Source organism: Hydrogenophaga sp. 2FB (assembly GCF_005503365.1).
Lineage (GTDB): Bacteria > Pseudomonadota > Gammaproteobacteria > Burkholderiales > Burkholderiaceae_C > Hydrogenophaga.
Window position 1 is genome coordinate 1 of record NZ_SCML01000060.1, and the last position, 12,813, is coordinate 12,813.

A 12,813-nucleotide genomic window follows, 5' to 3' on the forward strand; every position below is an offset into this window, starting at 1 on the left:
GGCTTGGGCGGGTGTGACACGCCCGGGCCTAGCGGCGGCCCTTTCACCGCGGATGGGCCCATTGTGCACCTGCCGGGCACTTAAGCCAAGTAAGCCAAATCATTTTGTTCGGCATTTATAAAAAGCGGATCACCAACTATTACTAGCAAGCCGCACTGGAAGGTCTGCATGAAGCCGGGAGGTCCTCGAAGCACCGGGCCTCCCCATCACCTGCGTCGCGGGGCAGCATCTGGATTGATATGGTCGAGATTGCGCACCCGGCGGCTCAAGCTACCCACCGAGCGCCAAAAAACGCACAGGCCACTGCCCGCGCCCAATTCACGTGGTGCGCTCTCAGCGCGCACTCGCGTCGGACTGAGCAGAAACGCGACCGCTGGCTACGCTACACCCCATGAGGTGCTCGTACATCCAGCCCATTCATCAGAAACGGCATGCCAGCCGTCGACACCTGGGCACCCTTCGAAAGTGAGAGGTCCAAACGGGGCACGTGAGAGATGCACACTTGGCACGCTGGTCATGGACTTCTTGCACGAGGTGCTGTAGTTCGACGCGCCATGCTATCTCGACGCCGAGCATCACATTGTCGGCAGCTACCGTGCACCCGTACGCATCCAAGATCAATCGCACAACATTTGCGCGTTCCATGAACGCCCCATATTCATTCGACAACAATTTGGGGAGCTTAGGTTAAGATTATTTGCATAATCTCTACCTCAAATCGTGCAGCCTGAATCCGCGTCAGACACAGCCTCCAACCCCGCGACCAGGAAATCTCCAATGGCGACAAGCACTTACCCAGGCCTGCCCGCCGACTTCAAGTCGCGCCTCAAGCCCAGCGCCGACCTGGTCGAGCGCCACGCCACCACCGCCAAGTACCACGGCGGGGTCTCTTTCAAGTCCCAAGCCTCGGCCGCCAAGCGCACGGCGACGACGCTGCGCAAGACCGCAGACGAGCTGAAAGACACCGTGAGCGCGGCCGATCTTCAGGCCCTGCAGCGTGCCGCCCAGGTGCTTGATCGGCAGGCAGAAGATCTGGGCGTGTTCGCGCGCTGGGCCGATCAGTACAAGGCGTTCAGCGACCAGCGCCGGCTCGAGGAAGACACGACGAGCGCCCGGGCGCTGGCCCAGGCACGTTGGGGCGATGACCGGGCGGCGCACCAGCTCGACCGACAACTCATGGAAGAGTGCGACAGCCTCATTGGCGGCGAAAAACTCGGGCTGTATGTGCTGAAAAACTACCCCCGTTTTGCCGGTGTGAAGCCGCAGAACTTCATGCTGAGCGGGTACCGGTCCACACGCCTGGATGGGGCCGATGAGCGCACCAACACGGCCCATCGCATCATTTCCATCGACGCTCGCAGCAGCCGCTACGAGCGCGCCAGTGGAGAGTTGATGGCCATGATCGGGCGCGACATTTTTGATGCCTACGTCGCCTATCAACGGGCTGAGCGGGGCCGCGCCGAAAAAGGTGATTGAAAAATGAACCGCGTGCGCATCGGCCCCCATCACCTGGCGTACTTGCGCGCCGTCGCCGACGGCCTGGAGGTGCAGGCCTGCGCGCGCACCTACCTGGGCATCGAGGATCCGCGCGAGGCGCACATCGCCCACAACGAGCTCAGCGCCCAGCTGCGCCTGGCGGCCAAACAAGCCGGCGAGCGCCACCACCGACTCATCGGCATTCGCATCCGCGAGAAGGCCCGCCAAGCGCCCAGCCAGGCCAAGCGCCCTACCCTGTCCGAGTTCATCGAAGCGCGCGACCTGGACGGCTGGAGCGAAGCCGAGCAGCTGGAGCTCTATGAGGCCGAGTACCCGCCGACGCCGCAAGCCTCAACCGCCCAGGCAACGCTGCAGCGGCGCGAGCGCAGCCGCCAGCGCGTGGTTGAAATCCTTCGCCGCCTGGAAGTTGACGGGCGCACCACCGCGCAGCCGCGCCCGACCGATGAAGTTGATGCCTGGTTTCCGGACCACCTGGCGCAGCGCCTGGTGCGCGCGGGCTACATCAACTTGCAGCAGCTGGCCGATCGTGTGCGCCAGGGGGGTCAGTGGTACAGCGGCATCATGGCCGTGGGCCGCACGAAGGCAGTTCACATTGCACAGCAGCTCGAAGCCATCCTGCCGGGCAGCACGCGCCGGCGCTCGATGGGCTTTGCGGCGCCGACGCAGGCCTTGATCGGTTCGCTCGAAAGCCGGACGAAAGCGGTGATCGAACGACCCGAAAACCGAGCCCAAATCCGATCTGGTAGCCAACCTGAAAGCCCATCGGATAACGCCCTGGTCCCGCCCTCCTCCAGCTTGAACACCGCCTGGCGCGAAGACAACATCGGCGCGATCCGCACCGACCCTCAAGCGCTGGCCATCTGGGCAGAGGCCTGCGCGGGCTCGCAAGCCACCCGCAAATCCTACCTTCGCGAGGGCCGCCGGCTGCTGCTGTGGCTGCAGATCGAGCGTGCGGGACGCCGCCTGTTGGACTTCAAACTCGACGACGCCCAGGCTTACCAGACGTTTCTCGCGTACGTGCCAGAGGGATGGATTTCTCGCGCCAAGGCGTCCCCTGACCAAGAGGGCTGGACGCCATTTAAAGGCCAGCTCAGCGCCGCGAGCCAGCGGCAAGCGATGACGATCCTCGCCAGCTGGTTCGATTGGCTGTGCAACGCTGAGTACTTGCGTGCCAACCCGTGGAAGCTTGTGAAGAAGACCGGCCAAAGCACGGCGTCGGCCCAAGACAGCCGCGCCCTGGACACGAAAGCGATATCGCTCAAGGCCATGGGCGAGATCGGAGCCTTCATCGAGCGCCAGCCGCCCTCCCCTGCCCGCTCGCGTGCTCGGTTCGTGGTCGCTTTCTTGTCCACCACGGGTCTGCGAAGCGCCGAGCTGCTGGCCGCGAAGATTTCCGACATCCGGGTCGAGCCTGAAGGGGTTTTCTTGCGCGTGGTGGGCAAGGGAGGGAAAGCCCGCGACGTGATGCTGGTCGACGTGGCGCTCAACGTGCTGGACGACTATTTGGCCAGCCGCGGCCTGGAGAGTCTTGATGTTGCGCCGGGCAACGCACCACTGCTGGCCAGCCTTGCAGACCCGATGAAGCCGGTGAGTTACCAGACTCTCTACAAGACCACCCGCACGTGGCTCGCTCGCGCGGTGGTCAGCCCCGCCCTGTCGGCAGCTGAGCAAAGCCGCCTGCAGGGCGCTTCGGCGCACTGGCTGCGCCATACTTTTGGGACGACCTCAGTGGCACTGGGCACACCTTACGATGTCGTACAACAGCAGCTCGGACACTCGCGCATCGATACCACGATGTCCATTTACAGCCGTGCGCCACTTCAGCGTCGGGCTGCAGAGCTACAGCGGGCATGGGCGAAGGTGGCTCAATAACAGCCCCCAAAAGGTCAAGTCGCAGCCCTGGGTGATGTACGGTACATCACCCTCTTCCCTGCACGCCCCTAATGTCAAAAGTGGGCGGCAAGGGCAAATCAACACGTGGAAGCCCAACCTGTAGGGGGAAGAAAAAAAAGGGGGTGATGTACCGTACATCACCCCCTTTTTTCATCCCAAGAGTTGTGCGATTAACTCTCGGATTTGATCGACCTTCCCAGGTGTGAGACCCGACTTGGGGATCTCAAAAATGTGCGCACTTTGGGTGCTGCGCAGGGTCGCAGTGACCCCATTTTTCCCAACGATGTTCTGAGTAGACTCGTCTTTTCCCTTTCCGGGTGCAGACACCTTCCCAGACAGAATGACGAACACGGACTCATCGCTAGGCCTTCTCTCACGAGAAACGACTTCCTTCGCAGCCTCCACCACTTCTTCGCCGTTCTTGTCGTACGCCGCTTTCAGGGGGGAAACCCAACGGTACTGAATGGCGAGCGGACTGGAGAAAGCGCACAGAACCTCTGTGGGAAGTGATGCAAGCGCAACAGCCTTAGAGACGTTTCCCTGGTCCACCCCTAGATCTTCCGCGAGCTTGCGTTGCGAGGGATACAAGCCGCTATCGAGGGCTCTCTTGTACATCAACCCTTGCTCATACGGTTTGAGATCAGCGCGTAGGCGGTTCTCGCGGTCCATCTCAGTGAACAACCGACGGTCGTCCATAACCTCGATCACTGCCAACACATCCACCCCAAGTTCCAGACAAGCGCGATGACGCCGGTGACCGAAGACCACCTCGAACTGCTCGGCCTTCCCACTAACTGGCCGCACCTTGATCGGTTGAACGTTACCCCCTGCTTCCTGGATCTCCTTCTTGAGCGCATCAAACTCCGCCCCAGAAAAGCTCTCGTTCAGCCGGTTGGCATATGACGAATGGCCGATCGTTTTGGGATCCATCTTCCTGGCAGGCACAGCGCCTTGCCAGTTACCCAACGCCTTCTCAGCTTCTTCAGCCCGCGACGTAAGTTGGATGACACGTTCATCCACCTCCATCATCGCTGCACTGAGTCCTCCTGGCCCTGTCTTCGTGGCGGCAAAGGGTTTATCACGCGCCGGGCGCTCAACCGGTGTTGCATTCTGCTGGTGGATAGCTTGCATAGCCCGCTGCGCGGGACTCAGTGCACGTTTATTCATTAGTGGTCCCCACTTCCTTTTCCTTCGCCTGGAGTTCGGTCTCAGTCGATTTCACAATCTGCGCGCAATCAGCCCAGAAACCCTCAATCTGCGGTTCGATGAAATTGATCAGATCCTCGTACGCGTCGTGTGCGCGCTTCAAGGTCTTGGCCTGTACAGAAGCGGGATCAATGTCGTACACCGTGCCAAACGTGGCACTGGCGCTGGCCGCGATACTTGTTTTTGGGATTTCGATCGGCAACACCTTCGGCCCGTACGCCGACATGATCCACTCCCTCACAGCCGCACTGGCCACGTCACCACGATCCACACGGGACAGCACCACATCAATGAAATGGAACTTCTTGTTGTCGGGATTTCGATCGAAAAGCGAAGTGCACGTCTCGGTAAACAAATTCCAGAACTGCGCACTCGAAGCAAAATCCAGCGAGCTTGGAGGAAGCGGCATCACAACACCGTTCGCGGCCATCAACGCATTGATCGTGATGTAAGAGAGGGAAGGGGGCGTGTCGATGATGATCACGTCATATTCGTCGCGCGCCTCATCCAATCCATTGTCCAACACGCGCCAGAAAGCAAAAGACCGGTCCTTCACCTGCTTAAGCGGCAACATGAACTCGGCTGAGAAGAGGAGGGGAGCGGCAGCCACCAGATCAATCCCATCCCAGTAGGTTTTCTGAATGCTGGGCATGATGCTTTCTGCCTCACCAGTGCATAGAGGCATGATCGTGTCTTCCTCTTCAACTTCACTGGCAGGCAGTACCCCAAACAGGGTCGTCAACGAACCCTGAGGATCGCAATCGACGACCAGGACTTTGTGCCCGCGCAGGCTCAAACCTTGCGCGAGGACAGCCGCGGTTGTCGTCTTGGACACGCCGCCCTTGAAGTTGGCCACCGTGATGACTGCCGCAGTGGCCAACGCAGGGTCTCGAAGATACTCGGAGCGCAAGGCGCGGACCCACTCGCGCGCTTCCGCCAAGGTCCACTCCCGCCGCCCATTGCCTTCGCGGTCTCCTGCGGGCAGTTCTCCCTTCTTCACCAAATACTGGAGTCGAGAGCGGTCGATACCGCATAGCTCACAAAGCTGCGCGCTGTTGAACACGGGTGGTTTCTTTCTTGCCTCAGGCGCCAGCATGAAAGATCGCACCTGGCTGATCACATTGCCGGCGTTCTCCGTGAGAGCCTCTAGCTCGGAAAGGCCGATTTCGGCCGGGGTAGGTTTGACCTTGCGCATGGGAGTTCCTCGCGACGCCGGGGTGCGCCGCATTCTGCGAATTTTAGCGAACAACTGGAAAAATGCAGAATTTCAAATCGGCTACGGCATCCCTGTGAAATACCGCCTTGCAGCAGAAAACCAAGCATTAGACCCACTTTGACAGGGATCCTCAGGCAGAAGACATTAGATCCCGCCAGCTAGAACTCAAAGGCTGCCCGCGTACAGCGGGTAGCTTGAAACTTTAAAGAAAGTCTTGAAAGAACTTGGGCATCTCAAAATATCGCATAACTCTTTGATTTATATAGTTATTTTCAGCATTGACGTACGTCAGAAACCGAAGATATGTACGACAAAAACCGAAAACGCGTACCCCTAAAACCGAAAATGCGTACCGGTGGAGCCATGTGCCTCACTTCGATTGCCGGACTTGCAGTTTTGGGCCAAGCAGATGCAAAAATCTGATGTTCGTCTTTCGCCGTACGCCAATTGCGGGAGCAAAGCGTACGGCGAAAACCGAAGATGAGTGGATTGCGGGCTTGTGGGAGAGCGGCAAGGTGTATGAATAGCTGAACCCAAGTACCGAAATCTGACTTCACGATGAAGACGTACGGCAAAAACCGAAGCTTGGCTGAGTGGGCACTTGTGGATGCCGTACGGCCTACATATAATTTTCCGTACGCATTTGACGCACCGAACACAGCCATGCCGTCCGCCCAAGAGCTCATCTACAAAAAATCGAATGACTTGATCGTGATGATTCCTTCAGTCAAGGAACTGTCCACGCTGTCACGCAAGATCTACACCATTCTTCTGTGGGAGACACAGAACCAATGCAAGCGCATTGTTGAAAGCACAAGCCAGGAGCCGTCGGCCACTCACACCTTCGAGGCCCGCCTGGCCGACCTGTTGTCCTATGTCGATGAGGACTACAAGGACTTTTACACGCGCGCCAAGAAGTGCTTCCACGAGATGCGCAGGACTGAGGTCGACTGGAAGCCGGTGGAGAAGGGCATCGAAGACGCCTGGGGCAACATGAGCCTGCTGAGCCAGGTCAAGATATTCAAGCGCAATAAAGAAGTTATTGCCCAGTGGGCGTTGCCGCCAGAGATCATGAGGCTCTTGATCAACCATGGCCTGTACACGTTGATCGATCTCAAGCAAATCGTCAAGCTTAGATCGTATGCCGCCATCGCTCTCTACGAGATCTTTGCTCGCTACAAAACGGTGCCGGGCGGTTGTACTTCCGCTCACTCACCTGAATGGTGGACGACGGCCATATCGCACAAGCCAAATGCGGCGCGGCGCGACTGGCGAAAGGTCAAATACGAAACGATCACTCCTGCCTTGCAAGAAATCAGTGAACTGACGGACATCGAAGTCGAAAGGCCCGAAGAAAAGCGGGACGGGCCGCGCAACAGCGTGACCGAGGTGTACTTCCGAATCCGGCGCAAGGCCACGGCGACCGAGGTGGATCAGAGTCTGCCGCTGGAGCTGATCGAAAAAGCCGCCGCTCTCGATGTGCCTCTTTCAACGATCAAGTCCATTGCATCGGAGTACCACCAAGGAGGCAGAATCGCACTGGCTGCTTTGAACAGACTCGAGCACGTGACCCGTCGCGAGAACGCAAGCGAGATTCACAACCGAAGTGCCTGGTTGCGCACCGTCGCGAAAGACATGGCGAAACATGTACTGACAGTGCCGTCTCCGAAGACTCCTGCAGAACCTCCGATCGAACTTAAGCAAACAGCATCCGACGAGATCCGCGCGCTGATCGTGGCATTGCCGCGGGAAGAACAATTGGGGTTACTGGAGCGTGCCGTCGCGGTGATGCGTTCTCGCGGCGTCATGTCCGCTCAGGCAACGCTGAAGTACAAGAACTTTGTGGACGCCAACGGCGCGTTGACGCCATTGTTCTTGAACTACATGGTCGAGATGTACAAGTCGGATCAACAACTGATCCAAGGCGAAACTGAGGTCGTGGAATAAGCATGAATATTCCATGGGACAACCTTAACGAATTCGAACCTGGTGCCTTGAATCAGGACCCGATGTCGGAGCGCGCCACCACAGCTCCTTACTCGCTGCAGGCCGAGCAGTCGATTCTTGGCGCGCTGCTCATGAACAACCGAACGCACGATCACATCGATGGTGTGCTCGACGAGCACGATTTTTACCGACACGAACATCGCATTGTGTTTGTGGCGCTTGTGGAATTGATCACTTCGGGCAGAGAGGGTGACGTCGTCACTGTGTATGAACACCTGGTTGCGAAAGGCCTCGCACAAGGCATTGGCGGCATCTCGTTCCTGAACACGCTCGCCCAGTACGTTCCCAGCGTCGCCAACATTCGGCGCTACGCAGAAATCATTCGCGAGCAAGCTGTCCTGCGCAAGCTGTTGATTGCCAGTGCAGAGATCTCCGACTCGGTTTTCAACAGAGAAGGTCGCGAAGTCGAGGTCTTGATCGACGAGGCAGAACAGAAGATCTTTGGAATCGGAGAGGAGGGCGGTCGACGCGCCACCGGTCCCGTGGCGATGAGCAAGCTCATCATGAGCGTCATGGATCGCGTTCAGGCTCGGTCCGAAGCTCAAAGCGATGTGACAGGAATCGCAACGGGCTTCAGGGATATCGACCGCATGACCGCAGGCATGCAGGAAGGCGATTTGATCGTCATTGCTGCCCGCCCATCGATTGGCAAGACCGCCTTCGCGGTCAACATCGCTGAGCACGTGGCCAGGATACAGAAACTGCCTGTCGTTATCTTCTCGCTTGAAATGGGCGCGAACCAGTTGGCCGATCGCCTGACCTGCTCCATGGGCCGGATCGATGCGAGCCGCTTCCGCACGGGGAAACTAACGGATGACGATTGGCTTCGTTTCAGCGAGGCCGCGGAAGAGATGGCTCGGATGCCATTGCACATCGACGAAACGGTGAGCATTACTCCCAGCTTGATCCGATCGAACTCACGTCGGTTGGCAAGAGAGCACGGCAAGTTGGGTCTGATCGTTATTGACTACCTGCAGCTCATGAGTAGCAATGCCGGCGCTCATGCCGAAAACCGGGCTACAGAACTCGCGGACATCAGCCGAGGGTTGAAGATGCTAGCCAAGGAACTGCGCTGCCCGGTGATCGCCTTGTCTCAGCTCAATCGAAGTGTGGAGGCCCGGGTGGACAAAAGGCCGATGATGAGTGACATCCGAGAATCCGGGGCCATTGAGCAAGACGCGGACACCATCATGTTTCTCTACCGTGACGAGTACTACACCAAGGACGCTTGTGAAGAGCCAGGGGTGGCGGAAGTGATCATAGGTAAGCAGAGAAACGGTCCTACCGGCACGGTCAAACTGGCTTTTCTGAGTAGCCTTACGCGGTTTGAATCGCTTGCGCGCGGCACATAGCGCGCTGCACACGCTTCGCCTGTCACGCGGTATAGGCCATGCACCTTTTCGCAGTGTGTCTTGGCCTTGCTCCTGTTGTCAGGCATACAACCTCAATGCAAAGTTGAACCTGGCCCTGAAAGAATGGCTGAGTGCGCTCGCTGAGTTCACGTTCTCGAATGCCCGGCCACCCAGGCGCGCATGGGCGTGAACTGTTGCCAGTGCTCGATCTCAATCTCTCCGTCGCTGCTGAGGTCGGGCCAGTGCCCGGTGGCCACACAGGCGTTGTAGACCGAGAGGCATTCCTGGAACTTCTTCGCGCCGTTGGTGAGGAAGGAATTGCTGGCCGATAGTGTGTGCACCGAAAACGGCTCGTTGCTTTCGGCGGCTATGAACACGAACGGCTTGGCGTCGCTCGTACCCTCGTATAGGGAGCGGCCAAGTGAATACATGAAGGCCTGCAGGTCGTAGTCGAACTTGACGACGGCATCGCGGCTGAACAAGTTCACGCTGGCGTGGCGAGTGGATTTCAGGTCGAACGCCAGATCCGGGTGATAGATGTCGTGGCGCACACGCAGCCGCAGGCCGGTAGTGGGCTCAGTGAAATAGATGCTCACCTCGGTCATCGACTCCTCAATGAAACGGCCCAGCGGGCGACCCTTGTAGGGTGTCTCGTGCACCTTGTCGGCCAACTGCCGCGCCGCCGAGAACGTCGGCTCGTCCACCACCAGCTTGAGCGCGTTGGTTTCCACGAACTCGCGGTAGGCCTTGGTCGTGGGGTGGACTATCTCGGGGTACACAGCCACTTCCTGGCCCACGAGATGGGGCTGCAGGAGCAGCAAATGCAGCAAGGTGCCGAAGTCCTTGGCGTCGCTGTCGCTGTGTCTGGCGGTTAGCGCAGTCTGGAAATGGGCGGGTGAGACGAGCAGGGGCTTGAGCAGCGAACAGCTGAGAGCGTCCCGGTCAGCGTGGTAGAGATGCGCCGGTAGATCCTTGAACAAAAGGCTGTCCTGTGCGAAGCCGGGCAGAGGGCGAGCCTCGTCGGTGGCTGTGGCAACAAGATTGAGCGCAGTGCTGAAATCGGTGAAGGTTTCCATGTGGCAAGGGTAGAAAGTCTTTTCACCATGAAAACACGGGAACCACGAAAGTCAAGCCGAAGCGCCGAGCACATGCTCACTCGTCCGAGCAGCCATGGGACTCAACTTCAGATTGAGATGCTCAAAAGGAAGCATCAGTAGCATGCGTGCAACTGGAGGTGGATTCGTACCTCCAGATTGCAAAACGACACGTGGAGAAAAGTACAACGGAGCACGCTCAACGAGACGATTCAGGCCCAAAAGGAGGGCTTGAATGGTCGCTGCCGCGTGATACCTTCAATGCGAGGAAAGCGCGAAATGAACGTACCCAGCAACGCACAGATAGCAGAAATGCACACACACCCAGTTCTTGTCCAAGCCAAATGGCAAGTGGAGCTTGACGACGCCATCCGGCGCAACGATGACGCAGGCATGTGGGATGTGGTCGCGCGCCAGGGTGACCAGGAGAAGGCGCAGGAGGCGATGGCCACGCTTGTCTCTCGACTGGCCTATCGGGTCGACGGTCGTGCGCGCTTCGCAGAGATGTTCTTGCTGCCCGTCATCGAACCCGCAGCGGGGGATGTGATCTCCAACGAGAAGAACTGGAAGGCGGCGAGCTTTGCCATTGGTGAGGCTTTGGACGGATGGCTTCCCAAGAAGGTAACCAAGACTGTCTTCAACGGCATTCGTCCCTTCGACTGGGTGGGCACCTGGCGGCCTGCAGTCTTGCGCAGCCACTTGAACCGCACGCTGCCAGGCAATGACCAGGCCAAGCTGACAACGATTACCGAGGCGATCGACTATCCGGATTCGGCACCGCGCCTGGGCTTTCTGTGCATGGTGCTGACGAGCCAGCTCGGCTGGCCGGCACTACCGGCCCCAAGCACCATGGCAGACAAACGCCTTCGCGACGTGGTGGGGTTCGCGCTGCAGCACACACAGCACTCGGTGCCGCCATTGGTGCTCACGCCCGACAGGGTTCAGTTCGCCGTCGTGGATGGCGTATGCCTTTGGCTCACAGAGCTTGATCAAGCGAACAAGATTCTTGGCTGGAGCGCTACACCCATCGCTACTTCTGCCGATGTCATCAAGATCGCCTTGCGTCTCGACAGCGAGAAGGTGCCTCTTACCCAGTTCACGTTACGAAAACACCAGATTGGCTTGCGCGGCGTGAACGATGTTCTGCAGGTGCTGGCCTCGCTGGCGCCGGTTTTGGATGTGCCGCGCGACGGCAAGCAGCCACCTCGGGACCTCGGCAAGCGCCATTGACAGAGCAGGCTTTCGTGCTTTCATGGATCGAACCGATTCAGGAACCACCGAAGGCCCGTCCACATGAACCTCAAGACCATCGCCATCACCCCCTTCGCCCAAGGCATCATCAAGGTCGACTGCGAAGCCGGCGATGAGCCCGGAACGATCCGGACTCGACCTGGGATGGTCGTCTGCGCGCGCCATCACGAAACGAGTGAACCGGGGGCGGTGGCTCCTGCACTCGCCAAGCACCCGATCCAGGACCGACTGATGGAGCGCGAGGCGAACCGGGAAGCCAACGCCATCGTGGAAGTGCCGGTGAAGATGTTCTTCAACAAGACCGACAACGCCATCACCGCGAACTACCGGGCCTATGACACCGGCACCGGCGCCCCGCTGTGCACAGGTGATGGCAAGAATGCAAAGCGCCAGAGCGAGGCGGGCGACTCCACGCAGACCATCACCCAAGTGCCTTGTCCCGGGCCAGATCGCTGCGCGTTCGCCCAGGCGGCAGGCAACGCCTGCAGGAGGCAGGTGAAGATGGTCGTGCAGATCGACGGCCAGGACGATCTGCTCAGCGTCTTCGAAGTGAGGTCATCCTCGATCAACAACTTTCGCACGCTCACCGCGCAACTGCGAATGATCGAGCTTCGCTTCGCTGGCCTGCGGCACGTCCCGCTGAAGCTGCAGATGTGGAAGGCGAGCAGTGTGGCCAGCAACTATCAGCCTTTCGATCTGCTGCGGCTTTCGATCAACGCCGCGAGTGACGCCGATGCCATGGCCACGGTCAAGCAGGCCCGAGATGCGGCCAGCGCGCAAGGCCTGGTTGACGAGTTCGATTCGGTCTTTGGGGGGGCCGCAGGAGAGTACGACCCGATGGAGACGCTGGGCGATGACTTCCAGCTGGTCAGCGACTTCTACGAGCCCACGCGTGTCACGCGGCGCGCGACGCAGCGGCGGATTGAATCAGCGACTCCGACGGAGGCGGCGAGAGAGTCTGCGGGCAGCGTGATCGCAGATGCGGTGCGTCGAGCCACCGAACACCGAACGAGAACCAGCGGACCCGAAGGCGTCGAACCAAGGGGGCGTGGGTTCGAATCCTGCCAGCCGCGCCACCTACATCAAGAGCGTACGTTCTTCGGAACGTAGGCCCGTGTTCTTTGCTGCGGGACTTTTGGGGAACTCGATTTTCCCGCTCCCAAGGGCCGCACCTGCCGTGGCCTTGCACGCTGCATGCTCGGCCTTGAGCGCCTGCAAACTTTTGTTCCAACCGTTGCTGGGGCGCGTGACCTTCTCCAATGCCTCGTGGATCTCGCGAATCTGCGCCATCGAATAG

At 59.1% G+C, this 12,813-nt stretch carries 10 protein-coding genes; 7 read left to right on the forward strand and 3 right to left on the reverse strand.

The features are described 5' to 3' along the window. The first annotated feature begins 777 nt into the window (after nt 1-777). Both FFS09_RS25715 and FFS09_RS25720 read left to right on the forward strand, forming a co-directional pair. The gene (locus tag FFS09_RS25715) at nt 778-1,476 is read left to right on the forward strand and encodes a hypothetical protein (protein WP_137921794.1); all 699 of its coding nucleotides are present in this window, start codon (nt 778-780) and stop codon (nt 1,474-1,476) included. Between the two features lie 3 nt (nt 1,477-1,479). Beyond that, the gene (locus FFS09_RS25720) at nt 1,480-3,369 is read left to right on the forward strand and encodes a site-specific integrase (RefSeq protein ID WP_137921795.1); all 1,890 of its coding nucleotides are present in this window, start codon (nt 1,480-1,482) and stop codon (nt 3,367-3,369) included. A 171-nt stretch (nt 3,370-3,540) separates the two neighbouring features. On the opposite strand, the gene FFS09_RS25725 is transcribed toward FFS09_RS25720, so the two are convergent. Both FFS09_RS25725 and FFS09_RS25730 read right to left on the reverse strand, forming a co-directional pair. Beyond that, a complete protein-coding gene (locus tag FFS09_RS25725) occupies nt 3,541-4,521 on the reverse strand; it encodes a ParB/RepB/Spo0J family partition protein (protein ID WP_212745159.1) in 981 nt (326 codons plus the stop codon). Nucleotides 4,522-4,549: 28 nt separating this feature from the next. Next, on the reverse strand, nt 4,550-5,791 hold the full coding sequence (locus tag FFS09_RS25730) for an AAA family ATPase (RefSeq protein ID WP_137921797.1): 1,242 nt from the start codon (nt 5,789-5,791) through the stop codon (nt 4,550-4,552). On the opposite strand from FFS09_RS25730, the gene FFS09_RS30730 reads away from it, so the two are divergent. From FFS09_RS30730 to dnaB, 3 genes are all read left to right on the forward strand, one after another. After that, nucleotides 5,790-5,933 carry a hypothetical protein gene (locus tag FFS09_RS30730; RefSeq protein ID WP_171020186.1) on the forward strand — a complete coding sequence of 48 codons (144 nt, stop codon included), beginning with the start codon at nt 5,790-5,792 and terminating at the stop codon, nt 5,931-5,933. The two genes, FFS09_RS25730 and FFS09_RS30730, sit on opposite strands and share 2 nt — an antisense overlap. A 542-nt stretch (nt 5,934-6,475) precedes the next feature. Next, nucleotides 6,476-7,759, forward strand: a complete 1,284-nt coding sequence (locus FFS09_RS25735) for a replication initiation protein (protein WP_171020187.1) — start codon at nt 6,476-6,478, stop codon at nt 7,757-7,759. 2 nt (nt 7,760-7,761) lie between these two features. Further along, entirely contained in the window at nt 7,762-9,171 is a 1,410-nt protein-coding gene (dnaB, locus tag FFS09_RS25740; RefSeq protein ID WP_137921799.1) for a replicative DNA helicase, read from the forward strand. A 146-nt stretch (nt 9,172-9,317) separates the two neighbouring features. Here the strand turns inward: dnaB and FFS09_RS25745 are convergent, their stop codons facing one another. Beyond that, complete coding sequence (locus FFS09_RS25745; protein ID WP_137921800.1) at nt 9,318-10,247, reverse strand: PD-(D/E)XK nuclease-like domain-containing protein; 930 nt, start codon at nt 10,245-10,247, stop codon at nt 9,318-9,320. 297 nt (nt 10,248-10,544) lie between these two features. Here FFS09_RS25745 and FFS09_RS25750 point away from each other — a divergent pair, with 297 nt between their 5' ends. After that, nucleotides 10,545-11,495: a hypothetical protein gene (locus tag FFS09_RS25750; RefSeq protein ID WP_137921801.1), complete on the forward strand. Its 951-nt coding sequence runs from the start codon at nt 10,545-10,547 to the stop codon at nt 11,493-11,495. Nucleotides 11,496-11,558: 63 nt separating this feature from the next. Next, nucleotides 11,559-12,626: a recombination directionality factor gene (locus FFS09_RS25755; protein ID WP_137921802.1), complete on the forward strand. Its 1,068-nt coding sequence runs from the start codon at nt 11,559-11,561 to the stop codon at nt 12,624-12,626. The last annotated feature ends 187 nt before the right edge of the window (nt 12,627-12,813 follow it).

Coding starts and splice junctions, on each gene's coding strand:
- FFS09_RS25755 (WP_137921802.1), top strand. CDS start 11,559: ATGAACCTCAAGACCATCGCCATCACCCCCTTCGCCCAAGGCATCATC.
- FFS09_RS25735 (WP_171020187.1), top strand. CDS start 6,476: ATGCCGTCCGCCCAAGAGCTCATCTACAAAAAATCGAATGACTTGATC.
- dnaB (WP_137921799.1), top strand. CDS start 7,762: ATGAATATTCCATGGGACAACCTTAACGAATTCGAACCTGGTGCCTTG.
- FFS09_RS25725 (WP_212745159.1), bottom strand. CDS start 4,521: ATGCAAGCTATCCACCAGCAGAATGCAACACCGGTTGAGCGCCCGGCG.
- FFS09_RS25720 (WP_137921795.1), top strand. CDS start 1,480: ATGAACCGCGTGCGCATCGGCCCCCATCACCTGGCGTACTTGCGCGCC.
- FFS09_RS25715 (WP_137921794.1), top strand. CDS start 778: ATGGCGACAAGCACTTACCCAGGCCTGCCCGCCGACTTCAAGTCGCGC.
- FFS09_RS25750 (WP_137921801.1), top strand. CDS start 10,545: ATGAACGTACCCAGCAACGCACAGATAGCAGAAATGCACACACACCCA.
- FFS09_RS30730 (WP_171020186.1), top strand. CDS start 5,790: ATGGGAGTTCCTCGCGACGCCGGGGTGCGCCGCATTCTGCGAATTTTA.
- FFS09_RS25730 (WP_137921797.1), bottom strand. CDS start 5,791: ATGCGCAAGGTCAAACCTACCCCGGCCGAAATCGGCCTTTCCGAGCTA.
- FFS09_RS25745 (WP_137921800.1), bottom strand. CDS start 10,247: ATGGAAACCTTCACCGATTTCAGCACTGCGCTCAATCTTGTTGCCACA.